The following is a 23,856-nucleotide window of genomic DNA, read 5'->3' as shown; positions in this document are numbered from 1 at the left end:
CCTTTGTCCACATGGCTTTCGGCGGCGGGGAGACGGTGCCCTCGGCGGCCCGTCCAACTGTCCAGTCCGGTGGGTTGGTCAAGCGTTTCGCTGGTCGTCGATGCCGTGCCGGGCGAGCCAGAGGGTCACCACGGAGGCCTCGTCCTCGTGCGAACGGCCGCGAGCGGCGAACATGGTGAGTGCCTCGTGGAAATGTACGCCCGCCTCGTGGCGAGCGCCGCTTTCCGCGAGAGCCTGTGCGAGCAAGGCGAGTGCGCGCGCACGCCGCACGTGATCGTGTGGCACGTGCGCCCGAAGCATGGCCACCGCTTCCCGGTAGCACTGGATGGCCTCGTCCTGGCGGCCTTGCTGATGCCGCAGTTCGCCGAGGTGGATCAAGGAGTACGCGGCGAGTCTCCCGTGCTGGGCGCGTCCGCTGTCGATCATGGTTCCGTACCTGTGGCTTTGGGTGAACAGCTCTTCGGCTTTGCCACTTCGATCCTCGGGGTCTTCGAGGACGTATGCGATACCCAAAGCGAGCCGTAGCGAGTTCAAGCCGTTCTCGTTGTCGAGTGTCGCGTAGATGTCGGCGGCCTCGTCGTATTTCTCGATCGCCGCCGCGATCAACGCGGGATGGGGAGCGGCGGGGTCGACCTTCAGCCGGTAGGAGTCCCCGAGTTCGCGCAGCACGGTGACCTCACCGGCTTGATCTCGCCGAAGTCCGCGCTGACGATGTTCTTTCCGGTAGAGGTCCAGGCTCGACTCGAGGAGCGCGATGGCCTCCCGGCAGGGGGTCCTGTCGACGGAATGTGCGACGCGGTCGTCACGCAGACGGTCTTGGGTGTCGAGAACCTTGACGAGCGCGAAACGACCGCGGTTGCGTAGCGAGCGTGCTCGGTCGTGCCGGTCACCGCTTGCGGTCGCGGCCTCCGCTCCGACTTCTTCGACCGCCGCCCAGTCGGACAGATGCCCGCCGATCTCCAGGAAGTAGAACAGACTGCACGCGAGTTTGGCGGTGTACCTCGGACGCGGCCGTGCCGCGGCGGCGGCGTGTACCGCGCCGAGGAGGTTGGGCCTTTCGCGATCGAACCACTCCGTGGGCGAACCGGCGAGATCCACCGATGCCCTCCCCGCCGGATCGGCGCACCACTTCTCGACGTACTCGATGTCCACCATGGGGTTTTTCTTGTTCTGCATGGTGAACGCGTAGTTGACGCAGCCGTGGTACGCCTCGGTGAGCCGCTGCAGAGCGGCGATGCGTTCACGACGGTGACGACGACGCAGGATCAGCTCGCCCGCGTACAGACGAAGCAAGTCGTGCACGCGATACCGATACGCCAGATACCGCAGCTCGGGCTCGGTGCTTTGAGCGGCCTCGTTCACGACAACCGCCACAAGGCCGCGGTGTTCGAGACGCTCCAGGATCGTGGCTGCCTCGGCCGAGGGCTTGTCGAGTAGCGCTCCCATCACGTACGCGTCGATGGTGCTGCCGGCCGCGAGGTGCAAGCCCAGCAGCCGGAAGGCGCGTCGTGCGGTCGCGTCGAGTGCCTGGTACGAGTACGAGAAGGCCACCCTCACATCGCTTCTGCTGTCGCCCGAGCCACTTCCCAGCCGCGAGAGCCGGTGCTCCTCGATTTCGAAGGCCGCGATCAAAGTCTTCAAAGGGTATCCCCGGCGCGACTTCGTGACGATGCTCCCGGCGGCGACCCGGAGGGCAAGGGGAAGGTGCGCGCAGTACCGCGCCAGTCTCGCGATCGACTCGGGGCTGTCGATCGCCGGTTGACCGATGATCGCCGTCAGCATGCGCTGCGAGTCCTGCGGGGTGAGCTCGCTCAGACTCTCGGCGGTCGTGACTTCGATACCCGCCAGGCCATCCAGCGCGTCACGGCTCGTGACGATCGCGACCGACGCTCCGACAGACGGGAGCAAGGGGCGAACCTGTTCTTCTCCCGACACGTTGTCGAGAACCAGCAGAACACGTCTCGTGGCCAGGATGTCTCTGAACATCGCCGACAGTGCGTCCAAGGTGTCCGGCAGGGGTGCATCGGGTTCCAGCTGTCTCAGCCACCGCTCGAGAACCTCGCTCGGCGCGACCGATCGCCCGTCGGCGGAGTAGCCGCGCATGTTGACGAAGAATTGCCCGTCCGGGAACTGATCCTTCACTTGATGGGCCCAATGCAACGCCAGCGCGGTCTTTCCCACTCCGGCCATGCCGCCGATCGTCATCACCAGTGCCTGACTCGGAATCCGGTGCGCCCGACAAGCGGCGAGATGCAGGTCCAGCAGATCGTTGAGCGTCTTGAGGCTGCTTTCGCGGTTGACGAAGTTGCGCGGCGCGGCTTCGCCCAGATAACGGATCGAGGTGGTGGCAGCGGCTTGTTCGAGTGCATTCGAAACATTGGCTCCGAGACCCAGGAACCGTCGGACCCTGTTCACCGTCAACACGCCGACCAGAAGCATCCCGCTGATGATGGAGGCGATCTGGTCGCCGACCTGCAGCCACCGGTCCAGCCCGATCCAGACCGCGCTGGCGGCGACCGCGAGAACGAGCAAAGCCTTCCGTTTTCCACGCGCCCACGCGGTCATGATCCGAATCGCCGCGAACCGGGCGGATAGGTACACCAGCGCGCGGCGGGCTGCCAGACGGGTACGACCACTGTCCATGCCTCTTTGATCGACCGGCCGGAGCGAGATGTGACACCCGGTGAGGTGAGTGGTGGTGGATGGGCCGTGGGCAGGTGTTGCGAAAGCCACGTTCGCAACCTTCACCGTTGCGAACGTGGCTTTCACAACACACCCCCGTTCGCCCGATCGCCCTATCGGCCAGGTGACACGTGAAGGCCGTCGCGGTGCTTCGTCGTCCCGTGGGTGAGACCACCGTCGATAGGTGCGCGGCACACGGGTGAGTGTCTCGGACGCGAGTGAGGGCTTCGACTTGCGGGTCCCGCCATGTCATGTCACCAATGGACACGTCCGGAGTGCCGTGAACGGCCCTGACCAGCGAGAGGACACGGACAACCTGTGGACCTGACCCTCGTCGTCGTGCTCGGCGTCATCAGCATCGTGCTCGTGGCCGCGTTTTCCGAGCGGCTCAACCTGGCCGCGCCGCTGAGTCTCGTGCTGGTCGGCATCGGCCTGAGCTTTCTGCCGGGCGTCCCGCATCCGGAGGTGGAACCCGAGCTGATCCTCGCCGGGGTGCTGCCCCCGCTGCTGTACTCGGCGGCGGTGAACATGCCGATGGTCGACTTCCGGCGGAACATCCGGCCGATCACCGGTCTCGCGGTCCTGCTCGTGGTGGGGTCGACGCTGGGCGCGGGCTGGCTTTTCCACTGGCTGGTGCCGGATATCGGCTGGCCCGCCGCCTTCGCGCTCGGCGCGGTCATCAGCCCCACCGACGCGGTCGCGGCGACGTCCGTGGGACGCCGGCTCGGCTTGCCGCCCCGGCTGCTGACGGTGCTCGAAGGCGAGGGGCTCGTCAACGACGCGTCCGCGCTCGTGTTGCTGCGGTCCGCCGTCGCGGCGGTCGCCGGGTCGGTGTCGGTCTGGGGCATCGTGGGGGAGTTCGTCTACGCGGTCGTCGTGGCGGTCGGGATCGGGATCCTGGTCGGAATCGTCAACGTCCGGGTGCGCGCGTTGCTGGGCAACGCCGTGCTCAACACCGCCATCTCGTTCGTGGTCCCGTTCATCGCCTTCTTGCCCGCCGAGGAGTCGGGCGCCTCGGGCGTCCTCGCGGTCGTCGTCGCCGGGCTCGTGACCGGGCACCTCGCCCCGCGGCACCTGCGCGCGACGGATCGTCTCGCCGAGACCGTCAACTGGCGCACCGTCGCCTTCCTGCTGGAGAGCGGGATGTTCCTGCTCATGGGACTCAGCGTCAAAACCCTGGTCGACGAGGTGCACAAGGACGGCTCGAGCGCCTGGCACGCGCTCCTCATCGGCCTGGCGGCCTCGGTGCTCGTCATCGTCGCGCGCATCGTCTTCGTCGGACCGCTCGTCGCCGGCCTTTATCGCGAACAACGGAAAGCCGCGCGCTTCAAGCCGCGCCTCGAAACGACACAGGCGGTTCTGCGGGGCGATGAGTCCGATCCCGCGGTCACCGAGCGTTTGGACAAGGCGTCACCCCGGCGGGTGGCGCATTTCCGGAAACGGCTCGACCGCGCCGCCGCCGACGTCGAGTTCCGGCTCACCGAAACGCTGGGCTGGCGCGGCGGGGTGGTGCTCGGCTGGGCCGGGATGCGCGGTGCGATCACCCTGGCAGCCGCGCAGACCCTTCCGCAGGATACGCCGGATCGCGCCCTGCTGGTCCTGATCGCCTACGTGGTCGCGACCACCACGCTGCTGGTGCAGGGACTGACGCTCCCGGCGGTCATCCGCGCGGCGCGTGTACCCGAGGAGGACCCGGACCGGTTGCGCCGGGAGTACGTCCGCCTCATGACCGAGCTGACCGACGCGGCCAGGTCCCTTTTGGACGATCCGGCCCTGGAAGACCCGGGCAACGGCCCGTTCGGCGAGCGGGTCCTGGACCGGGTGCGGTCGGACGCGCGTGTCTCGGCCGAACGCCCTCAGCCGGACCAGGTCGAAAGCGTGTTCCAGTATCTGCGGCTGAGGTTGCGCGTCCTCACCGAGCAGTCCGAGCGCCTCCAGCTTGCCCGGTCGAGCGGTCTTTACAGCTCGGAGGCCTTGAGCCGCGCGCAAACCTCCCTGGACGTGGAGATGGCCCGCCTCGAGCAACTGGCGGACAAACCGCCCTCCTGAGCTTCAGGGTCGCGGTGGCTCGTCGGTCCGGCGGGTCGAAGAGATCTCCGCCAGGTCGAAAGTCGTTGTGAGCGTGGACGTTCGTTCCTGAAGGCGCCGCCAGCCGCGTTTATGCCACCACGCTCGCCGCCGCGTGGCTTCGAGGGACCACCGAGCCAGCCACTCGAAGTTGAGGAACAGCTCCGGGACGTTCTCTTCGCTCCGGCGGTAGCTGATCAACGGATGCGCGATCTGGAAACAGAGCACCACCTGACTGTGCCAGGTCAGGAACGCCCGCATGGTCACGTAGCGGTGCTTGACCAGGAAGCCGATCTGGTCGAGGACCGTCGAGACCCGCTCGACGCACCGGTACTCCTCCGCGGTCCATGTTTCGAACGGCTTGCTCGCGATGCCGTACATCCGGGCCCGGTTGTCGCGAAGACCTTGCGCGCCTTGCCATCGAAGCATCTCGTTGAGCAGTTCACCGTGGGCGGTGTTCCGCATGAGGTGAACCTGCCCGAACGCGATCGCCGCGGCGAGCACGGAGATCAGGGCGGCGATCATCTGCATTTGCCTTCGCTCCTCCTTGACAGCCTGCGTCGGGGGAGGAGTCGTCGCTGCTTTCGCTTTGGTTACGGGAGCCCACAACACTTCCACAACATCCCCACTGGCGACGGCGTGCACCATCGGCGTCCGGCGGGGGGCCGGGGCTCCGGACTCGGTTCCGGAACGGCGTGCCCGCCCTCCGCCACGCTTTCGCGGAAAGGAATGGAAATGGCTACACCCCATCCCGCGCGCCGCCGTGCCGGTAACCGGCGGAGAGCGGCTGTCGCGGTCATCGCGGTCGGGGCCGCGGTGCCGGCGAGCCCCCTCGCCGGGCTGTCGGCCGGTCCGGCGTTTGCCTCGATTCACCGCGAAGCTCCACTGATTTCGGGTGACCCGCCCGTGGACAACACCGATGTGTACTCGTTCGTGAGCCCGGACAAACCGGACACCGTGACCCTGATCGCGAACTGGTACCCGTTCGAGGAACCCCATGGCGGGCCGAATTTCCATCCGTGGGTCACGGACGCGCACCACGACATCAACATCGACAACAACGGTGACGCGAAAGCGGATCTGACCTACCGATGGAACTTCCGCACCGACGACCGGCGGGGGAACAACACTTACCGGTATGCCCGGAAGTACGTCGACGGGCGGCCCATCGATTTCCTGAAATCGGCCGCCGGAAAATTGCCGAATCCGTATCCCTGCTCGGTCAACTGGACTGCCGGTATTTTTCGGGCATTCCGCTCCCCGTGTCTTCTAAGCGACAGTTTCCCTGCGCCGATCAGGTGAGTTTCATCGTCATGAAATGTTCCACATCAATCAGACATACTTCGTTGTTCCCTGTCGAAAATGGGACATTCGGACCAGTCCTCTTTGGTGCGCCTGCAGGTGTCGGTTGCGGCAGTTCGGGCAGTTCGGTCCGGTGTCGGGGGTGTTGCCCCGGTTGCGGACCATTCAGGCCGTTCCTACGCTCGAAATCACTTCGAATGAAGACGACGATCCGCTTTCCTGATCGGCAAGCAATGGTGGGGTAATGCCGGACAAAAGAGATTTTCAACATGTTCTGGTGATCGACAATGGTGCGGAATCCGCCCATTTCTGCGGCGCGGCGTGCCGCTTTCTGCGGGAAAGAGGGATCCGGGTCAGCGCGGTGAGCCCGGATCCGGCCGCGGTCACGACCGATCCCGGATTCGCGGACGCGGCTTACATCGAACCGGTGGCACCGGCATTCGTCGAAAGGATCATCGCCGGGGAGTGGGACCGCGGCCACCCGGTGGATCACCTGCTGCCGGGGCGGGGTGCGGACGGCTGCGCCGCCGCCCTCGCCGAACGCGGTGTGCTGAAGCGTTACGACGTGGCCGTACTCGAACCCGAGGCCTTGGACATTCCACTGTGGACGGAGTGGTCGCTCGCGGACCGGGCGGAAAGCCGGGCCGTGGTGATCGTCGGCGCGGGCGGCCACGGTGTGGACTACGAGCATTCCTGTGCCCACGCCGCCGCCGGTTTCCGGAAAGCGGGCTTTCACGCCATCATCGTCGACTCCGGGGTTGACGTCCTCAGCCCGGAACTCGACCACCGGTACCTGGAACGGCTGAGGCCGGAAGAGCTCCTCGAAGTCTGTGCGGCGGAGGAGGAACTCGCCGGAGTGGTCCTTCAACTGGGCGGCCCCGCCGCATGGTCGCTGGCCGAAGACCTGGCCGACGCCGGCGTCCCGCTGCTCGGCGGCGCGGCGGAGCTCCTCGTTCCCGCGCGGAGCGGAGCGGGCCACATCGCCGTCGACGCGTTGACCGATGGGGACGAGGTCTACCTGGGCGGGATCATCGAGCAGCTCGGAGAGGCCGAGGACGCCCCCGGCGCGCTCCAGCCGAACGCTGTCGACGGACCGGATTTCGCGTCCATTCTGGACCTGACCGGCGCGATCGCCCGCGACGCCGGGACGCGAGGGCTGCTGACCGTCCGGTACGACGCCACCGGAGACGATCTTCACGTGGTCGAGGCCGCCGCCCGCGGATCCGGCACGGTGCCGTTCGTCTCCAAGGCGACCGGCGTGCCGCTCGCGGAGGCGGCGGCCTTGCTCCTGGCCGGGAAATCGATCTCCGAACTTCGCGCCGAAGGAGTGCTCCCGGCCGGGGACTCGCCGCCCGTGCCCGGAGTCGCCGTGCGTGACGCCGGGATGGGGCTCGACCGGTCGCTGGGCAGGGCGCTGGCGAAAGCCTGCGAAGGCGGGCTGCCCACCGGTGGACGCGTCTACGTCTCGGCGGGTTGCCGCGACCGGCGCGAACTGCTCTTCCCGGTCAAACGCCTGGGCGAACTCGGCTTCGAGATCCTCGCCGGCGCCGACTGTGCCGCGATGTTCGACCGGCACGCCGTGCCCTGCGTCCATGTCGCCGAGGAAGATCTTGCCGGCGAGATCGCGGACGGCAAGCTCGATCTGCTGATCGCCACCGGGTCCGGAGCGGACGGGCTGGCCGCCGAGGCGACGGGAATCCCCTGCGCCTTGGGCCTTCGCCACGCCGAAGCGACGGTGCACGCGATCGAAGCGCTGATCCGGGACGACTTCCCGGTTTTCCAGCGCCCCTGAATCTCCCGCGTGACCGCGCGGGCCGGAGAAAACAGCGAACGGAGGAAGACGATGACGTCCGACCGAAGGCGCTACAGCACGAAGATGGACGACGATTTCTACTGGGAGCGGGTCAAGCGCAACCTCGGCTGGCTCGGTGACACCGAAGAGGAACAGCGGGGGCGGCAAGAGAAGCTGAAGGACGCCGTGATCGGCGTCGCGGGATGCGGCGGCATCGGCGGCGCCACCGCCGACAGGCTCGTCCGGATGGGCGTGCGGAACCTCAAGCTGGCCGATCCCGACAAATTCGACGTTTCCAACATCAACCGGCAGTTCGGCGCCGGTGTGGGGACCATCGGCCGCAACAAGGCCGAAGCCGTCGCGGAACTGGTCTTCGAGACCACGCACGACGTGAACATCGACGTCTACCCCGAAGGGATCACGCCGGAAAGCGTCGACGAATTCGTGGCGGGCTGCGACTACATCCTCGACAAGATCGAACTGTACGAACTCGACGCCCGGTACACGCTGCACCAGGCTTTCCGCCGGTCGGAGCGGTGCCGGTTCATGATGCTGACCCCGGTGTTCGGGCAGCGCACCTTCTTCTTCAAGTGGACGAAGGACTCGATGACCGCCGAGGAGTATTTCGGAATCCCCTACGGGGCACCGATGAACGAGGCCAACGCCCGCCGGCTGATCAGCCGGTTCATTCCCGAGATGCCCGATTTCCCCGGTGAGGAGATGCTGGAACGGTGGTTCATCGACGAACTCACCTGTCCGATCTTCGCCGGGACACCGCCGCTCGCCCAGGGCATGCTCGCCTCCCGGCTCGGCCAGGCGATCACCGGCCTCGACCGGCTGCCGGGTTCCCAGGAGCTGCCGGTGACCCCCGGCTACGCGATGCTCGACACGCAGAAGTGGATCGCGAAAACCGTCGAAGGCAAGTGGTGGGAGCGATGATCGCGCCGTTCCGGATCGACACCGGTACCACGCCCGCACACGCGATCTCCCTGCTGGACTGGCGAACCGAGGACATCCTTTCGCTGTTCGACCTGGCGGAATGGATCGACGCGCAACCGCCCTCCGTGTTGCCCGGTCTGGCGCCGCGCGCGGTGATCGGCTGCTGTTTCTATCAGAACAGCACCCGCACGAGGCTCAGTTTCGAGACCGCCGCCCGCCGCGTCGGAGGTACGACGATCGGCTTCGCCGACGCCTCGACCACCCGTGCCGGGGACTTCTTCGAGGAGAGCCTCGAAGACACGGTGCAGGTCGTCGGGGGCTACTCGGACCTTCTGGTCCTGCGGCACGTCGACGACGACGCGGGTGAACGGGCGGCCGCGGTCTCCCCGGTGCCCGTGATCAGCGCCGGGGCGGGGGAGCGCGAACACCCCACCCAGGGCCTGCTGGACAGCTGGCTGATCAGCAGGACGCTGGGTTCACCGGCAGGCGCGACCATCGGGCTCGTCGGCGATCCGGGGTGCCGGGCGACCAGATCGACCCTGATCGCCTTGTGCCGGCTGGGGATCGCCCGCGTCGTCTTCCTGCCGCCGCCGGGCTGTACCGTCGATCTGGGCGAAGAGTCCATCATGGACGAATTCGGCGTCAGTTCGTACGAAGTGGACAATGCGGTCGATCTGGTGAAAGTGGCCGACGCGGTCAGCATGATCCCGTTCGAATTGCCGGATTTCCACGTTCCCGCCGCCCGGCGGGAACCGGACGCGGCGCCGTTGGCTCCGGAGTTCGTGTTCGACCGCCGGTTGCTCAGTACGGTCGGTGCCCACACCCACGTGTTCCACACCGGACCTCGGGCGGGCGAACTCCCGCCGGAAAGCACGGCCCTGCCGAATGTTCACTATTTCGAGGGAGTCCGGCGCGGGGTTTCCCTGCGAGCGGCGCTGATCTGCCGCCTGCTGGAGCTGGCCTGAGCGGGCGGTGGCCACGTTTCGCCCGGAGACGAAACGAAACCGTCCTACAGTGAGGACCATGCCCAAGAAGCAGGACGACCTCCGGCTCGGCGGGGAAGCGGATTTCACTTCTCCCGCCGAGCTGGTCGGCCATCCGGCCCGGTCGGCGATCCTGCTCGCGCTGCTGGACGGACGGGCCTTGCCGATGTCCGTCTTGGCGGTGGAAGCGGGGGTCGCGCCGTCGACGACGAGCGCACACCTGACGAGGCTGACCGAAGGCGGTCTGCTGCGGGTTCGTCGCCAGGGTCGGCACGCCTACTACGAACTGGCGTCCGCACGGGTGGCCGAAGCGCTGGAAGCCTTGGCGCGACTGGCGCCTCCCCGGCCGGTCCGGTCACTGCGCGGGGACGGCCGGGCACGGGCCCTGCGCTCGGCGCGGACCTGTTACGACCACCTGGCCGGGCAGCTCGGTGTCGAGGTGATGCGGTCTTTGCTGGCGTCGCACGCGCTGGAGGGCGGAGACGGTCTTCATCATCCGGAGTCCTCCGGCCACGATCGGCTTTCCGCGCCCGGCAAGGACATCGAGTACCACGTCACGGAGACGGGCTGGGAATTCTTCGGCGGTCTGGGCGTGGTTGTCCCGGCCGGGCGGCGGAAGGTCGTGCGCTACTGCGTCGACTGGACCGAGCAACGGCACCACCTCGCAGGAGCACTGGGAGCGGCTCTGCTGACCCGGGCCGAAGAACTGGGCTGGGTCGCCCGGCGGGCCAAGGGGGTGCCCCGCGCCCTGCGGGTGACCGACGAGGGCCGCGAGGGCTTCGCCGAGTTCTTCGGCTTCGACTTCGCCCAGCCGGAAGCCGCCTGACCCACGAGATCGGAGGATGACCGCGCATGGCTTCGACAGCGCGAGAACGACCCGTGTCGACGAGACGGCGGCTGCTGCTGACCGTCATGTGCGTCGGGATGTTCTTGGTGCAGCTGGATGTCACCATCGTCAACGTCGCGTTGCCGCAGATCGCCGAGGGGCTCGAGACCGGGTTGCGCGGTCAGCAATGGGTGGTCGACGGCTACGCGGTCGTCCTGGCGAGCCTGCTGCTCGCGGGCGGCACGCTGGGCGATCGTTACGGCCACAAACGCGTGGTGCTCACCGGACTCGGCGTGTTCGCGGCGGCGTCGCTGATCTGCGGGATCGCACCCGGCGTCGCCACCCTGATCGGCGGCCGCGCGTTGCAGGGCCTTGGCGCGGCCATGCTGCTGCCCGGCACGCTCGCCGTCGTCACCAGGGCCTTCCCGGAGCGGGCGGAGCAGGCTCGGGCGGTGGGAGTCTGGGCCGGGGTCTCCGCACTCGCGCTGCCCGCGGGACCGCTGATCGGCGGCGCGCTGGTGTCGGGAGTGGGCTGGCGCGCGGTCTTCCTGATCAACCTGCCGATCATCGCGCTGGCGATCCCGCTGACCGCGCGTCTGGTCACCGAGACCAGCGACGAGCATCCGCGACCGCTCGACATCCCGGGAATCCTCCTCGCGACGGCGACACTCGCGACGACCGTGTACGCCGTGATCGCCGGCGAGCCTCTCGTCCTGATCGCCACCGCGGTCACGCTCGCCGGGTTCCTGTGGTGGGAACGCCGGGCGGCTGAACCGTTGCTCCCGCTGAACCTGCTGCGGAAGCCCGCCTTCGCCGGGGCGAACGTGGTGGCGGCGGCGATGAACCTGGTGGGGATCGGAACGATCTTCGTCGCGACGCTGTACCTGCAGACAGTGCAGCACCGCGACGCGTTCACCGCCGGGCTGATGCTCTTGCCGCTGTTCGTACCGCTGGCGGCGCTGGCGCCGGTCACGGGCCGCCTCACCGGACGGTACGGTCCGAGGCCGCCGCTCACCTGTGGGCTGCTGATCGGCGCGGCCGGATCGCTGTCGATGCTGGGACTCCGTCCCGACAGCGGTTATCTCCGGCTGCTGCCGGCGCTGCTCGGCCTGGGTATCGGCATGGGCCTGCTGACCGCGGCCGTCGTGGCCGCGGCGATCCGATCCGTCCCCGCCGACCGTGCGGGCCTCGCGAGCGGGGTCAACAACACCGCCCGGCAGGCCGCAGGAGCCCTGGCCGTCGCCGGCTACGGGGCGATCGCGGGGCCGCCCGCCGACGGCGCCGCGTTCACCTCCGGGTTGCACACGATCGGCGTCCTCGGCGCGGTGACCTGGATGGCCGCGCTCGGACTCACCTGGCTCACCGTCTCCGGCCGCGAGTGAGGGGCTCGCGGGCCTTCCGGATCACTTTCACCGACCCCCACCAGGCGAAACCGGTGACGCGCAGTACCGGCGCACCGACCGCCGCCCGCCGTGGCGCCCGACCGCGTCCGGTCCCGAACCCGCCCATGAGCCCGACGCCCCGGACGTCGACGACGAAGTCCTCCGGGACCACGATCTTGACGCCGCCCATGATCGCCACGGCCCTGATCGTGCAGGGGTCGGCGGCGATCTCGGCGTACCGCAGATCGAGACGCACACTTCCCCAGAGGGCCCGGCTCACGTGTTTCGACGGCAGCATGCCGTCGAACCGTCGTCGTGTGCCCGACATGACGGCGATGGAGGACCGCCCGCCTCGTGCGTCCTCGGGGCCGGTGCTCATCGGAGAGAGGTCCGCGATGACCGGTTCGAAGTCCGCGAAGGTCTTCGCCGAGTAGACGGCGTCGAGTCTCGTCTCCAGTTCGGCGGTGGTGATCCGGCCCGCCCCCATGGCCTCGTACAGCAGCTGAGCCACCTTTTCGCGGTCGGAATCAGCCACTCGCCTCGCCGAACGCTCCACTTCAGACATGGCCGCGATTGTAGGGTCCGGCGGCGCTTTTCCTTACAGGTGAAGAAAAACTCGTCCGGTGACCCTGACACGGGTGAGCGGGTGCCGGAGATCCAGGATGACGGGCGTGACAAATCGAGGCAAGCGCTCGAGACTTGGCAGATCAGTGATGCAGGTCACAACTCTCTGTCCAGGTCGCGACAGTGACACGGCATTGGACGCGACCTTTATCCGCGCAAATCGCCGATAAAGGTCGATTGCGCGCTTGAACCTCTTCGCGCCGGACGCATCGCGCCGAGGTGGTACTCAAGGTCTTATCGGGTGCACTTCCATGACAGGGAGTCACCCTGAACGTCCTGTCGTCCTCTCGTTGGTGCTTTCGTTGTATCCCTCTTGCCCGCCAAGTCGTCCGGCTGGTTCCATGACAACCGGGCGGTCCACTCCAGCGGTCTGAGTGTGACAGCTCACTGGGGGAAGGACGGTCATTTCATTGCCTGAAGCCGCGCTGGCCGTTGTCCTCCAGCGATATCACTCGCGTCCGAAAGATTTCGAATTCGAGGTTGGCGCCGAGCCGCCGTGTGCGCATCCCGGATACCTCCGGGATGGCCGCCGGTCCGCGCGATCGAGCGGTACCAGACCCTGAATCCAGGGAGAGGTCCGCGATCAAGGCTATGGGGGCAAGGAATGAACAGTCGAGCGCGTCCGGAATCAGCCGCGGAGCATCCGGCCACCGTCCCAGGGCATCTCGACCAGGAGGTGGTGCGGGTGCCCATCGCCTCGCTGCTACCCGCCGATTCGCCGCGGACCGCGGGCGAGGATCCGGCGCACGTACGGGAATTGGCGACCTGGGAAGTCGCGCTGCCGCCCATCATCGTGCACCGCGCGACGATGCGGGTGATCGACGGCATGCATCGGATCCGCGTCGCGGAGACGCGGGGCGAAACGACCATCGCGGCGCGCTTCTTCGACGGCAGTGTGGACGACGCGTTCCTGCTCGCGGTGAAAGCGAACATCGCCCACGGCCTGTCGCTCGCCTTGGCCGATCGGAAAGCCGCCGCGAGACGCATCATCTGCACCCACGGCGAATGGTCGGACCGCGCGATCGCGGCCCTCGCCGGTCTCGCGCACAAGACCGTCGGCGCGATCCGGCGCCGGTCGACTGGGGAAAATCCCCACTTGACCGCGCGGGTCGGCAGGGACGGCCGGGTCCGGCCGCTCAACGGCGTCGAGGGCAGACGCCGGGCGGGCGAGCTTCTGATCGCGAACCCGAACACCCCGGTCGAGGAGGTCGCCCGCGTGGCGGGGATCTCGACGACCACTGTGAAGGATGTGCGCAGACGCCTGCGCTGCGGTGACGATCTGGTCCCGAGTGGACAGCGGTCCGAGCCGGTCCGGATCGCGGGCCCCGCCGAGGAAGCCCAGGTCTGGGACAGGGCAACGGCCCTGCGGCGGTTGCGGGCGGATCCGTCGTTGCGGTTCGCCGAAACCGGCCGGGCATTGCTGCAGTCGCTGAACCTGCACGCGGGCGGGGAGGAGAGCTGGCTCAGCCTGGCGGACAACGTGCCGCAGCACTGCACGGGCACGGTCGTCGAGCTCGCCCGGCACTGCGTGACGGACTGGCAGCGGTTCGTCACCCGGCTGGAACAGCGCGTCCGTGAAGGGGATGTCCCCCAAGACGTCGCGAAGCCACTCGGACGATGAATCGTCACATCGAGCGGTGATCAGCGAAGCTTCAAAAGAGCGCGGCTAATTGACGGCCGCGCTCTTTTCGTGTCCTTGAATGGCACTCCGATCCCTTTTGATCCGGGGAAATGCCGCATGCCGCCGTCGTGTGATCGGTGCCGCTTGACCGACGTTGACGGATCTCGCCGGATCCTGGTTGTGTTGAGGACAATCGAGGCGTACCCGAATTGAGAAGGGCCGGGGTGTGGTGGCTGCAGAGGAACGCGACCATGGGAATTCGATATTGCGCGTGGCCCTGTCGCAGAGAATCGACCACGTGAATCCGTTTCGGGCGGTCAAAGAGGCAGGCGCCATGATCGGCAGGCTGTGCTGGGAATTCCTCACACCGCCGTCGCCGGTCGATTACAAGCCCACGAGCGGGGTCGCCGAGTCGCTGACGCCTTCCGAAGACAAGCTGACCTGGAAGTGCGTGATCCGTCAGGGTCTGACGTGGTCGGACGGCACACCGCTGACCGCACACGACGTGGCGTTCACCTTCGACAAGATCATGTCGGACGAAGTGGCCGCCGAGGCGAACGGCAGTTACGTCGAGAACATCGTGAGTGTCGAGGCCGAGGGCGACGACACGGTGTGGTTCCGGACGAAGTCGCCGCAAGCCAGCATGACGGCGCTCGACGTGCCGATCGTCCCGGAGCACGTTTGGCGCGTGGTCGAGGACATGGACGACCCGCTCGGCGAGTCCGTCGAGATCGTCGGGGTGGGCAGCGGCCCGTTCCTGGTCGCCGAGCACCGCAAGGACGACGTCACGATCCTGAAGGCGAATCCCGGCTACTGGCGTGGCCGCTCGGCGATCGACGAAATCCACCTCATCTTCTTCGAGAGCGCGGACGATGCCGTCGACGCGTTGTGCGCGGGCGAGGTCGACGTCGTCAACCGGGTGACCTTCACACAGCACCGGAAGCTTTCGGCCACCGACGGCGTCACCGTGGTGGAAGCGGACAGCCGTCGCTACAACCACTTGATGCTCAACCTCGGCGCGCTGAACCGGGACCGGCAGCCGATCGGCGACGGTCACCCCGCGCTACGGGACATCCGGGTGCGCAAGGCGCTCGCCAAGGCGATCGACGTCGAGGCGATCCGGGACGGCGTCTACGGCGGCTTCAGCCGTGCCCCCGGTGGCATCGTGCCCGCCGTCTTCCCGGACTATCACTGGGAACCGTCGGAGGAACAGCGGTACGAATTCGATCTGACGCGGGCGGGTGAGGAGCTCGAGGCCGCGGGCTATCGCCTGCGAGAGGGCAGGCGGGTCGGTCCCGACGGCGACCCGTTGCGGCTCCGGCTGCTCTGGCGGCTGGGCACGGACTACCACGAGCGGGCGGCCAAGCACATCGCCGGCTGGCTCGACGAACTCGGCATCGGTGTCGAGTCGACAGGCCTGCCCGACGACGACTACGAAGAGGAGTACAACAGCGGCCGGTTCGACCTCACCGTCGCCGGCTGGGGCAGTCCGCCCGACCCCGACTGGATCCTGTCCAGGCAGACCAGCAAGAGCCTGCCCTCGGACCGCGACACCACGGTGAGCGCCTCGTTCCTCGCGGACGACGAGTTCGACGCTCTCTACGAGCGGCAGCTGGCCGAGATGGACCCGGCGGCCCGCGCCGAGATCGTGAAGCAGGCGCAGGCCCGGTACTACGACCTCGTGCCCACCATCCTGCTGGCCTATCCGGTCGCGCTGGAGGCGTACCGGTCGGACCGGTTCACCGGGTTCACCCGTCAGCCGGCGGGCACCGGGCCGATCATGGAGCAGGCGGGTTACTGGGGGTTCTACACCTCGAGGCCGGTGGGATGACCGACGCCGGACCGGGTACGGCCGAGGACTCGTGGCCGCTGACCCCCTTGCAGAGCGGCATGCTCGTGGACGCGCTGCGCGATCCCGAGAACGATGCCGACCTGGTGCAGCATCTGTTCCGCGTCGAGGGCGAGCTGGACATCGACGCCTTCGGCGCGGCGTGGCGGTCGGTGATCCGGCGGCATTCGGTCTTCCGCGCCGAGATCCGCTGGCGGGATCTGGCGGAGCCCCGGATGGCCGTCCTCCCGGACGTGCCGCTGTCCTTGACCGTCCTGGACTGGAGCCTGCTCGGCCCCGCCGAGCAGGACGAGCGGTTCGACGCGATGCTGCGAGCGGACCAGGCACGCGGGTTCCGGCTCGACACCGCGCCGTTGAGCCGGATCGCCGTCATCCGGGTGGCGGACGCGGCGCATCTGGTGCTGTGGACGTCGCATCACATCCTGATGGACGGCTGGAGCCGGACGCTGGTCCTGCGGGAGCTGGCGGCCGCCTACGCAGGGGATGCCGCGCCGGAACGGCCCTCGCCGCGATTCGGTGACTTCGCCGTCCGTGCCCGCTCGAGTGACGCCGCGGCGTCACTTGCCTTCTGGCGCACCGAGTTGAGCGGTTTCACCGGTAACGCGCCGCTGCCCGAAATGGTCGACCGCCGCGCCGAGCCGGGGAAGAGCGGCGGCACCGGCGAGCACAGCGTGCTGCTCGACGAGACCAAGACCGCCGCCCTGCGTGAGTTGTGCAGGCAGGCCAGGGTCACCCAGGCCACGGTGTTCCACGCGGCGTGGGGGTTGCTGCTCGGCCACTACACCAGGAGCCGCGACGTGCTGTTCGGCTCGACGGTCTCGGTGCGACCGCTCGACGTCCCCGACGACGAGCAGCCGATCGGGTTGTTGATCAACACCATCCCGGCCCGGGTCCGGGTGGATCGCGACGCGACCGTCGTGGATTGGCTGCGGGCGAACCAGAAACGGCTGGCGGCGGCCCGCGAACACGGCGGGGAGTCACTGGCGGAAGTCCAGGCCGCGACCGGGCTGGAACCCGGCACGCGACTGTTCGATTCGGTCATGGTCTGCGAGAACTACCCGGGTTCGAGCGACGACCGGTGGTCGGCGGGACAGCTCCGGATGAACCTGATCCGCCGGTTCGGGCAGACCGGATACCCGCTGTTCGTGACGGTGTGGCTCGGCGAGACACCGCGGATCGTGCTCGAGCACCAGCGCGAGCATCTCGACGAGAACGCGGTGCGCGACATCGCGGAAGGCCTGCTCACCATCCTCGACACGCTCGCCGCCGATCCGTCGGCCCTGGTGGGTTCGGTGCACCCGCTGACCCCCTCGGCGCGCGCCGGGATCGTGGACCGGTACAGCCCGCCTCCGGCGCCCACCGTGTCCCGCCTGGTCCACGAGCTGATCGGAGAGCAGATCCGGCGCCGAGGTACCGCGACGGCGGTCGTCTGCGGTGACGTGACGCTGAGCTACGCCGAACTGGACGAGGCGGCGGACACGCTGGCGCGACGGCTGCGCGGGGAAGGGATCGGTCCCGAACGGGTGGTCGGGGTGTTCCTGGACCGCTCGGCGAACCTGGTGGTCGCGCTGCTGGCCGTTCTGCGCGCGGGCGGCGTCTATCTCCCGCTCGATCCCGCACTGCCCGACCGGCGGCTTCGGCTCATGCTCGACGACGCGGGGGTGAGTGCCGTGGTGACCGAGCAGGCGCTGCTTTCCCGGCTGGACGCGCCCGGTCTGTCGGGCGACCGACGGCTCGCCCTGTGCGTGGACGGCCCGACCTCGGGTCCGTCGTCGCCGGCGGCGCCCGCCCGCGCGCAACACCCGGAAGACTTGGCGTATCTCGTCTACACCTCCGGATCCACCGGCACCCCCAAGGGGGTCGCGATCACGCATGCCTCGGTCGCCACCAACTGCCGCAGCATCGAGCAGTTGTACGAGATCCACGCGGACGACGTCGTCCTGCAGTTCTCGTCGATCGGTTTCGACGCGTCGCTGGAACAGGCTCTGACCCCGCTGCTGACCGGTGCGACAGTGCTGCTGCGCGACCAGGAGGTGTGGAGCCCGGACAAGCTGCTCGACGTGGTGTGCGCGTACGGCGTCACGGTGATGGAACTGCTGCCCGAGTACGGCTGGGAGGTCGTCCGCACCCTGATCGCCCATCCCGATCCCGCGGCGAGGATGGGCAGGCTGCGCCTGGTGACCGTCGGCGGCGACGTCGTGACCACCGAACAACTCGCCGAGTGGCGCCAGGTCGCGCCGCACGTGCGGGCGGTCGTGAGCTACGGCCCCACCGAAGGGACCATCACCGCGAGCGGCTGGACCTACCCCGGCCACAGCGACTCGCCGGTCGCGTTGATCGGCAAACCACTGGCGCATATCCGGGCCTACGTGCTGGACGACGACTTCAACCCGGCACCGGCGCGCGTCCCCGGAGAGATCTGCATCGGCGGCGTCGCGGTGGCCCGCGGTTACCCCGGCAGGCTCGCGATCACCGCGGACCGGTTCGCGCCGGATCCCTGGTCTCCCGAGCCGGGGGCGAGGCTGTACCGCACCGGTGACCTCGGCCGCTGGCTGCCGAGCGGCGACCTCGAGTTCCTCGGCCGGATGGACGACCAGGTCAAGATCAGGGGCACCCGGGTCGAACCCGCCGAGGTGGTGACCGCGTTGCGGGCGCATCCGACGGTCGGACAGGCCGCGGTGGTGTTGAACCGGTCCACGCCGGGGGTGTCCCCGTCACTGGTCGGCTACGTCACGCCCGCCACCGCCGGGGTGAACCCGGAACCCGCGCGGCTGCGGGAATTCCTGCGCGGTGAGGTGCCCGCGGCGGCGGTCCCGTCGTCGATCACGGTGCTGGCCGAACTCCCGTTCAACGCCAGCGGAAAGCTCGACCGCGCGGCCTTGCCCGCGCCTGCCGGACCCGGGACAGGTGGCTCGGATGGACCGAGCACCCCGCTGGAGAAAGCGCTCGCCGAGGTGTGGGCCGAGGTGCTCGGGGCCGAGCGGGTCGGCGTGCACGAGGACTTCTTCGATCTCGGCGGCCATTCCTTGACGATGCTGCGGGTCGTGGCGCGGGCGGGGCGCGCGGTCGGCCGCGAGATCCCGTTACGGCTGCTGTTCCGGAATCCGACGGTCGCGAGCCTGGCCACCGCGCTCGATGCGGCAGAGGGAGGTGGGCGTCGTGACTGACCTCGTGCGGCTGGTCCGGCGACCGGACGAAGACGGCCGCGTCCTGCTGCCCGCGTCGTTCGCGCAGCGCCGGTTGTGGCCGTTGCAACGGTTCTTCCCGGACAGCTTCGCCTACAACTACCTCATCCTTCTGCGGATCGAAGGAGAGCTGGACGTCGCCGCGTTGCGGGAAGCGGTGTGGCGACTCGTGGACAGGCACGAGAGCCTGCGCACGGCGCTGGTCCACGACACGGAACTCCGCCAGCGGATCCGGCCGGTCGGCGCGCCGGAGAACCACCCTCCGATGCCGGTGCTCCCGGTCGTGACGGACGCCGGTGAGGATCCATGGGAGTCCGCGCGGCTCGACGCGATCCGCGAAGGCCAGGAGCCGTTCGATCTGAGCGCGGGGCCGACGTTGCGCGCCTCGCTGCGCGGTGTCGGAGCGCGTGCGCATCTGCTCGCGCTTTCCGTGCACCACGCGGTGTTCGACGGCTGGTCCGAGGACGTGCTGCTGGCCGAGCTGGCGGTGTGCTATTCGGCGTTGGCCGACGGCCGCGAACCGGTTCTGCCGGAACTGCCCGTCCAGCACGGCGACATCGCCGAGTGGGAGCGGCACGTCGTGGCGGCCGCGGAGCCGGAGTTGCTGGCCTACTGGGAGAAAGCCCTCACCGGACTCACGCCGCTCGACCTCCGCACCGACCGGCCGCGCCCGGCGCGCCCCGGGTTCCGGGGCGCGGCGCACGGGATCCCGGTGCCGGAGGCGACGGCCACGGCGTTGCGGTCGCTCTGCCGGGAGCATCACGTGTCCCTCTACATGGCGTTGGTGGCCGTCGTCGCCGCGGCGATGGGCCGCTGGGCCCGTCAGGACGACGTGCCGGTGGCCGTTCAGGTGGCGAACCGGCCGTTGCCCGCCGCGGAGAACGTGCTCGGCTTCCTCGTCAACGGGCTGGTGCTGCGCACCGACCTCGGCGGGAATCCCAGCTTCGCCGACCTGCTGGAACAGGTCTTCCTCACCTTCATGGACGGGATGGAGCACCAGGGCATGCCGTTCGAACGGCTCGCCGAGGTGCTCGAACCCGGCCGCGACCTCAGCCGGACCCCACTCGCGCAGGTCGCGGTGGCGCTGGACCGGGTCGTCGAACCGACCGGGTTCGCCGGTCTGCGCGTCTCCCGGGCCGACTCGTTCCTCGGGGTCGCGAAATGGGAGTTCGCGGTCACCTTCCAGGAACGCGGCGACGATCTCACGGCGATCGTCACCTACGACACCGATCTCTTCGACGAGGCCACGATCGTCCGGCTCACCGGTTACCTCGTGCGCTCGCTGACGGCGCTGGTCGAACAACCGGACCGGCCGGTGCGGGAAGTCCCCTTGGTCGTCGGCGCCGAGCGGGCACACCTGGTCGAGGACGTCAACCGCACCCGGACCCCGTTCCCGGACCGATCGATCCAGGAGCTGTTCGAGGAACAGGTGGCGTCGACCCCGGAGGCGTCCGCCGTCCACCACGACGGCGGCGTCCTGTCGTACGCCGAGCTGAACTCGTTGGCGAACAGAGTGGCGCGAGGCTTGCTGGCGCGGGGGATCGGCCTGGAATCACGGGTCGGGCTGTGCCTGCGCCGTTCCCCGGAGGCGATCGCCGCGATCCTGGGCGTGCTCAAATCCGGCGCGGCCTACGTGCCGCTCACGCCCGACCATCCGCCGGAGCGGTTGCGCCTGCTCGTCGAGGATTCCGGCGCCGCGGTGGTCCTCACCGACGCCGAGTCGTCCCCCGCGGTGGCCGGCTTGCCAGGGGTGGTGCCGTGGGCGGACATCACGTCCGGCCCCGCCGCCGGGAACCCGTCCCGGCGGGCCGACGGCCGCACCCTCGCGCACGTCATCTACACGTCCGGTTCGACCGGCAAACCCAACCCCGTCGGGGTCGAACAGCGCTCGATCGGGCGGTTGGTCCGGGGCGCCCGCTTCCACGAGTTCGGCCCAGGCGACGTGTGCCTGCATCTGTCACCGCTCGCCTTCGACGCGTCGCTGGTCGAGCTGTGGGGGCCGTTGCTCAACGGCGGCGCGGTCGCGATCCCGCCGGGGGACGCCGGAACCTCCGCGATCCTGGACCAGATCAGGGCCGCGGTGGACACCCATCCGGTCACCATGATGCAGCTCATCGCGCCCCAGCTGAACCTGATCGTCGAGCACGCGCCGGAGCTGCTGTCGTCGATCCGGACCCTGTTCGTCGGCGGCGACGTCGTCGACCCGGCGGCGGTGTCCGCCGCACTGGACCATGTGGACAGTGACGCGGTACTGCACATGTACGGGCCGACCGAGTCGACGCTGTTCGCCACGTTCGAGCCCGTGCACGCGGTGCGGTCCGGCCAAGGCACGCTGCCGATCGGAAGTCCGGTCGGGAACACGACGGTCTACGTGGTGGATCCCGGCATGCGGCCGGTGCCCGCGGGAGTGCCGGGCGAATTGCTGCTCGGCGGGGCCGGGCTGGCCCGCGGCTACCTCGGACGGCCCGCGCTGACCGCCGACCGGTTCGTCCCCGATCCGTTCTCCGGCGAAAGCGGCGCGCGGCTTTACCGCACCGGCGATCTCGTGTGCTTCCTCGCCGACGGCAGGCTGGAGTTCCTCGGCCGCATCGACGGTCAGGTCAAGCTTCGCGGTTTCCGGGTGGAGACCGGCGAGGTCGCCTCGGCGCTGCGCGCCCACCCGGACGTCGAAGACGCCGTCGTCCTGCTGCGGTCCGATTTGCGCGCCGGGCCCGCGCTGGTGGGGTACGCCGTCGCGCGCCCGGGGGTGACGATCGATCCCGCGGTGGTGGACCGGTATCTCCGCGGGATCCTGCCCGCCGCCCTCGTCCCGGCGTACCTGATCGCCGTCCCCGAGATCCCGCTGACCGGGAACGCCAAAGTGGACAGAGCGGCGCTTCCGGTGCCGGACAAGGACATCGGTGCGGACGGCGCGCCACCGTCGACCGAAACCGAGAAGCGGGTGGCGAAGATCTGGCTCGCCGTCACCGGAGCCGGGCAGATCGCCAGGGACACCCCGTTCTTCACCGCCGGGGGCAACTCGCTGCTGCTGGTCGTCCTCGCGGAACGGCTCGGCGAGGAGTTCGGCGCGCCCGCCCCGTCGGTGGTCGACCTGTTCGACCAGACAACGGTGCGGCGGATCGCCGCCTTCATCGACGGACAGGGGAGGACGTCATGACCCCCGCTTCCGAGCCGATCGCGATCACCGGTATGGCGGTGCGGTTGCCGGACGCGGATTCGCTGCGGCGCTTCCACCGGAATCTGGCCGAGGGCAAGGACAGCGTCCGGGAGGTGCCCGTCGAGCGGCTGCGCCTCGCGGGTATCGACCCGGGCCTCGACCACCGGCCGCTCGCGTCCTTGACCGGTGTCGAGGAGTTCGACCACGAGTTCTTCGGGATCCCGTTGCGCGAAGCCGAGTTGATGGACCCGCAGCACCGGCTCTCCCTCCAGCTGACCTACGCGGCGATCGAAGACTCCGGCCACGCGTTCGGCAGCGTCCGCGGTACCCGGACCGCGGTGGTGATGGCGGGCGGGCGTTCGGACTACCCGGAGCTGATGACCGAGGCCGACGAAGGGGTGCTGACCCTGCTGGGCACGGGCACCTCGGTGTTGCCGGGCCGGATCGCGCATCTGCTCGGCACCCAGGGCCCGGCGCTGGTGGTCGACACCGGATGCTCGACCGGACTGGTGGCGCTCGACCTCGCGGCGGGCATGTTGCGTGGCGGTCAGGCGAGCCTGGCGATCGTCGGCGGTGTCGCGGTGCGCAGCACGTTCGCCGACGCCGCCGACGATCGTTACGCCGAAGTGGTGTCCTCCTCGGGCCGGTGCCGGGCCTTCGACGCCGACGCGGACGGCACCGGGGACGGCGAGGGCGGCGTGGTGCTCGTGCTGAAGCTCTTGTCGGACGCCGTGCGGGATCGCGATCACGTGCACGCCGTCGTCCGCTCGACCGCGGTGAACCACAACGGCGACCGGTCCAACGGGCTGAGCGCGCCCAGCCCGGCCGCGCAGGTGGACCTGCTGCGGGACGCCTGGCGGAAGGCCGGTCTGCGGCCAGGAGGGCTCGGTTACCTGGAAGCGCACGGATCCGGGACGCGGCTGGGCGACCTCATCGAGGTGGAGGCGATCTCCCGGGCCGGCGGCGGACAGGCGTCCGGCCGCGAATCCTGCGTCATCGGTTCGGTGAAGACCAACATCGGCCACCTCGACCATGTGGCGGGTCTCGCCGGGCTGGTCAAGGTCGTCGCGGGCATCCAGAACCGGGTGATCTACCCGTCCCTGCACTTCACCCGCCCCAACCCGCTCGTCGACTTCGATCGGCTGGGTATACGGGTGGCCACCGAACTCGTCGAGTGGAAGGCGGACGACGACGGCCCGCTGCTCGGCGGGGTGAGCTCGTTCAGTCTGGCCGGGACCAACGCGCACGCCGTCGTGGAGTCGGCACCGGCGGCACGGCCCGCGGGCGGGGAATCGTCGGAGTGGGCGGGCGGTGTCGCGACGGTGTCCGGTCGCGGCTGGCCCGCGGTCGCCCGCGTCTGTGCGGCGTTACGGGAGCGGATCGCGGACGACCCCGAACTGGACGTCCGCGATGTCCTGCACACCCTCAACCGCGGCCGGGACCACCT

The 23,856-nt window shown here is 68.9% G+C and carries 14 protein-coding genes and 1 pseudogene; 12 read left to right on the top strand and 3 right to left on the bottom strand.

Translation table 11 applies throughout. The features are described 5' to 3' along the window. Positions 1-78: 78 nt before the first annotated feature. Complete coding sequence (locus HDA45_RS03185; RefSeq protein ID WP_184891802.1) at positions 79-2,877, bottom strand: NB-ARC domain-containing protein; 2,799 nt, start codon at positions 2,875-2,877, stop codon at positions 79-81. Between the two features lie 123 nt (positions 2,878-3,000). Here HDA45_RS03185 and HDA45_RS03180 point away from each other — a divergent pair, with 123 nt between their 5' ends. Further along, positions 3,001-4,731, top strand: a complete 1,731-nt coding sequence (locus tag HDA45_RS03180; RefSeq protein WP_184891801.1) for a cation:proton antiporter domain-containing protein — start codon at positions 3,001-3,003, stop codon at positions 4,729-4,731. Positions 4,732-4,734: 3 nt separating this feature from the next. Here the strand turns inward: HDA45_RS03180 and HDA45_RS03175 are convergent, their stop codons facing one another. Then, positions 4,735-5,280: a DUF4760 domain-containing protein gene (locus HDA45_RS03175; RefSeq protein ID WP_184891800.1), complete on the bottom strand. Its 546-nt coding sequence runs from the start codon at positions 5,278-5,280 to the stop codon at positions 4,735-4,737. A gap of 204 nt (positions 5,281-5,484) precedes the next feature. On the opposite strand from HDA45_RS03175, the gene HDA45_RS03170 reads away from it, so the two are divergent. The 6 genes from HDA45_RS03170 (at position 5,485) to HDA45_RS03145 (ending at position 11,973) form a co-directional block, all read left to right on the top strand. Continuing rightward, positions 5,485-6,051 (top strand): DUF4331 family protein, encoded by a 567-nt coding sequence (locus HDA45_RS03170; protein WP_246480590.1) that lies wholly within the window; start codon positions 5,485-5,487, stop codon positions 6,049-6,051. 277 nt (positions 6,052-6,328) lie between these two features. After that, positions 6,329-7,843 carry a carbamoyl phosphate synthase preATP-grasp domain-containing protein gene (locus HDA45_RS03165; RefSeq protein WP_184891799.1) on the top strand — a complete coding sequence of 505 codons (1,515 nt, stop codon included), beginning with the start codon at positions 6,329-6,331 and terminating at the stop codon, positions 7,841-7,843. Between the two features lie 51 nt (positions 7,844-7,894). Then, the gene (locus HDA45_RS03160; protein ID WP_184891798.1) at positions 7,895-8,782 is read left to right on the top strand and encodes a ThiF family adenylyltransferase; all 888 of its coding nucleotides are present in this window, start codon (positions 7,895-7,897) and stop codon (positions 8,780-8,782) included. Continuing rightward, positions 8,779-9,747, top strand: a complete 969-nt coding sequence (locus HDA45_RS03155) for an aspartate carbamoyltransferase (RefSeq protein WP_184891797.1) — start codon at positions 8,779-8,781, stop codon at positions 9,745-9,747. Before HDA45_RS03160 ends, HDA45_RS03155 begins: the two co-directional genes overlap by 4 nt. 58 nt (positions 9,748-9,805) lie before the next feature. Next, a complete protein-coding gene (locus HDA45_RS03150) occupies positions 9,806-10,591 on the top strand; it encodes an ArsR/SmtB family transcription factor (protein ID WP_184891796.1) in 786 nt (261 codons plus the stop codon). Between the two features lie 26 nt (positions 10,592-10,617). After that, complete coding sequence (locus HDA45_RS03145; protein ID WP_221470999.1) at positions 10,618-11,973, top strand: MFS transporter; 1,356 nt, start codon at positions 10,618-10,620, stop codon at positions 11,971-11,973. Here the strand turns inward: HDA45_RS03145 and HDA45_RS03140 are convergent. Next, complete coding sequence (locus HDA45_RS03140) at positions 11,951-12,538, bottom strand: DUF1707 SHOCT-like domain-containing protein (RefSeq protein ID WP_184891795.1); 588 nt, start codon at positions 12,536-12,538, stop codon at positions 11,951-11,953. The genes HDA45_RS03145 and HDA45_RS03140 overlap by 23 nt on opposite strands. A 663-nt stretch (positions 12,539-13,201) precedes the next feature. Between HDA45_RS03140 and HDA45_RS03135 the strand changes: the two genes are divergently transcribed. The 5 genes and pseudogenes from HDA45_RS03135 to HDA45_RS43170 form a co-directional block, all read left to right on the top strand. After that, the gene (locus HDA45_RS03135) at positions 13,202-14,218 is read left to right on the top strand and encodes a ParB/RepB/Spo0J family partition protein (RefSeq protein ID WP_184891794.1); all 1,017 of its coding nucleotides are present in this window, start codon (positions 13,202-13,204) and stop codon (positions 14,216-14,218) included. A 298-nt stretch (positions 14,219-14,516) separates the two neighbouring features. Further along, the gene (locus HDA45_RS03130; RefSeq protein ID WP_184891793.1) at positions 14,517-16,049 is read left to right on the top strand and encodes an ABC transporter substrate-binding protein; all 1,533 of its coding nucleotides are present in this window, start codon (positions 14,517-14,519) and stop codon (positions 16,047-16,049) included. Continuing rightward, complete coding sequence (locus HDA45_RS03125; RefSeq protein ID WP_184891792.1) at positions 16,046-19,234, top strand: non-ribosomal peptide synthetase; 3,189 nt, start codon at positions 16,046-16,048, stop codon at positions 19,232-19,234. Before HDA45_RS03130 ends, HDA45_RS03125 begins: the two co-directional genes overlap by 4 nt. Continuing rightward, entirely contained in the window at positions 19,227-22,409 is a 3,183-nt protein-coding gene (locus HDA45_RS03120; protein WP_184891791.1) for a non-ribosomal peptide synthetase, read from the top strand. The genes HDA45_RS03125 and HDA45_RS03120 overlap by 8 nt, the downstream gene beginning before the upstream one ends. Beyond that, positions 22,406-23,854, top strand: a pseudogene (locus tag HDA45_RS43170) (polyketide synthase); the annotation flags it as partial. The gene HDA45_RS03120 and the pseudogene HDA45_RS43170, both read left to right, overlap by 4 nt. Positions 23,855-23,856: the final 2 nt, after the last annotated feature.

It is taken from the genome of Amycolatopsis umgeniensis (genome assembly GCF_014205155.1).
GTDB lineage: Bacteria > Actinomycetota > Actinomycetes > Mycobacteriales > Pseudonocardiaceae > Amycolatopsis > Amycolatopsis umgeniensis.
This window is presented reverse-complemented; position numbering and strand designations above follow the sequence as displayed.

What these genes read in the sequence shown, in the direction of transcription:
- HDA45_RS03175 (WP_184891800.1), bottom strand. Translation starts at nt 5,280, where the DNA reads ATGCAGATGATCGCCGCCCTGATCTCCGTGCTCGCCGCGGCGATCGCG.
- HDA45_RS03170 (WP_246480590.1), top strand. Translation starts at nt 5,485, where the DNA reads ATGGCTACACCCCATCCCGCGCGCCGCCGTGCCGGTAACCGGCGGAGA.
- HDA45_RS03160 (WP_184891798.1), top strand. Translation starts at nt 7,895, where the DNA reads ATGACGTCCGACCGAAGGCGCTACAGCACGAAGATGGACGACGATTTC.
- HDA45_RS03155 (WP_184891797.1), top strand. Translation starts at nt 8,779, where the DNA reads ATGATCGCGCCGTTCCGGATCGACACCGGTACCACGCCCGCACACGCG.
- HDA45_RS03150 (WP_184891796.1), top strand. Translation starts at nt 9,806, where the DNA reads ATGCCCAAGAAGCAGGACGACCTCCGGCTCGGCGGGGAAGCGGATTTC.
- HDA45_RS03145 (WP_221470999.1), top strand. Translation starts at nt 10,618, where the DNA reads ATGGCTTCGACAGCGCGAGAACGACCCGTGTCGACGAGACGGCGGCTG.
- HDA45_RS03140 (WP_184891795.1), bottom strand. Translation starts at nt 12,538, where the DNA reads ATGTCTGAAGTGGAGCGTTCGGCGAGGCGAGTGGCTGATTCCGACCGC.
- HDA45_RS03135 (WP_184891794.1), top strand. Translation starts at nt 13,202, where the DNA reads ATGAACAGTCGAGCGCGTCCGGAATCAGCCGCGGAGCATCCGGCCACC.
- HDA45_RS03125 (WP_184891792.1), top strand. Translation starts at nt 16,046, where the DNA reads ATGACCGACGCCGGACCGGGTACGGCCGAGGACTCGTGGCCGCTGACC.